Source organism: Anaerobacillus sp. ABD4_527 (assembly GCF_056160805.1).
Map to the genome: position 1 here is coordinate 1 of NZ_JBSWXZ010000013.1, position 1,781 is coordinate 1,781.

Genomic DNA, 1,781 nt, shown 5'->3' on the forward strand with positions numbered 1-1,781 from the left:
GAGTCTCGAACGCCCGTTGGACCACGGGAGAATTCCTGTCAGAAAAGGAATCCTCTATTGCATACAAAAAAGCCCTCCGTTATGATGCATTCGTACCTAACCAAAGTACAATCATCAAAAGGAGGGCTCTTTTTGGATAATAAACGCAATCAACGATTAAATCAAGTGACAAATCAAACTCTCGTCATTGGCATCGACATCGCGAAACACACTCATTATGCGTGCGCAGTTGATGATCGTGGGAGGGAATTAAATCAACCTTTCAAGTTCAAACAAAGCGAGGATGGGTTTCATTCCTTGTATCATGAACTTCATAGCTTACTTCGGCAATATAAGAAAGAGAAGATTTTAGTTGGATTTGAACCTACAGGTCATTACTGGCTAAATTTAGCTTCGTTTCTTTTAAATTATGATGTTCCTTTTGTGGTCGTTAATCCAATGCACGTCCACCGAACGAAAGAATTTGATGATAATCTACAGACAAAGCATGATAAAAAAGATGCAAGAATTATTGCGAAGCTCATTACAGGTGGCCACTTTAGTTTTCCTAGAATACCTGATGGCGTTGAAGCTGAATTAAGGACAGGAGCTACGTTGAGATGGCAACTAAAAGAAGAACAAGCTAGATTAAAGAATCGAATGATTCGTTGGCAGGATCAATACTTCCCTGAATTTTCGACGGTTTTTAAAAGCTTTGGCCAGCTGGCTTGCGCCATCTTAAAACATACGCCTTTACCAGAAGATATCGTTGGAGTAAGTTCGAAAGAACTTGCGAATGTATATAAGGATAAGGCAGGCCTCTATGCGCCGTCTCAAAAGAAAATTGAGAAGCTACAGCGATTAGCTGAGCACTCTATTGGGGTTACGAATGGTATAGAGATGGGACGATTTGAAATAAATAGCTTGATGGATCGTTTTACCTTCCTCAAAGATCAGCTCGAAGAGTTAAATCAGCGCTTATCTGTATTAGCCCAAGAAATGACCGAGTTTGAGTACCTAGTCTCTATTCCAGGAATTAGCGAAAACACGGTTGTTGATTTACTTGCCGAAACCGGATCCTTTACACAATATGAAAATCCACGCCAACTCATTAAGCTAGCGGGATTAACATTACGTGAGAACTCTTCTGGTAAGCATAGGGGGCAAAAGAGAATATCCAAACGAGGGAGGAAAAGGTTGAGGAGTCTCCTCTACAAGGCTGTTCTTCCTTTACTTCAAAATAACCCTGTATTCTTTGATTTGTACTCGTATTATATTTCGAGAAAGGAAAATCCTCTGAAAAAGAAGGAAGCGATGGTTGTGTTATGCAGCAAGCTACTTAAGATCTTTTTCGGTCTTTCAAACCACCATGTATACTTTCAAGAAGATAGAATGAGGAATGACCTCCACTGTCTTAAAAACGTATCATAGCGACTACTTTTAAGCTCGATCAAACACATAGGCATGACACAGAGAAGCTGGCGCAGATCTTGACTTTCAACCTAGAGTTCATACGGGAGAATAATGCCGGCCTCTGCCTTATGATGAGACCTAACGAAGGAATGTAGACGCATGACGTCAAGAGACATGGGAGGGTTCGTCCTCATAAGCAAGCAGAGATCAAATGTGCACATATATATTTCTGTAAAAAAATTACATGGATCAGCGGGTTAACACGTCATCCACTTCCTTATATTCCTAAATAAGGAATTCCCTGTAGGGACTTAGTTCCTACAGGGAAATTTAAAAAGAATTTTTAACCCTAATAAACACTGGTACATCAACATTTCCGGAGGGAGTCA

1 protein-coding gene is annotated in these 1,781 nt (G+C 40.3%); it reads left to right on the top strand.

Going from position 1 to position 1,781, the window contains the following annotated elements; all coding sequences use genetic code 11:
* Nucleotides 1-132 precede the first annotated feature (132 nt).
* Nucleotides 133-1,410: an IS110 family RNA-guided transposase gene (locus ACXAHI_RS20930; RefSeq protein ID WP_474851010.1), complete on the top strand. Its 1,278-nt coding sequence runs from the start codon at nt 133-135 to the stop codon at nt 1,408-1,410.
* Nucleotides 1,411-1,781: the final 371 nt, after the last annotated feature.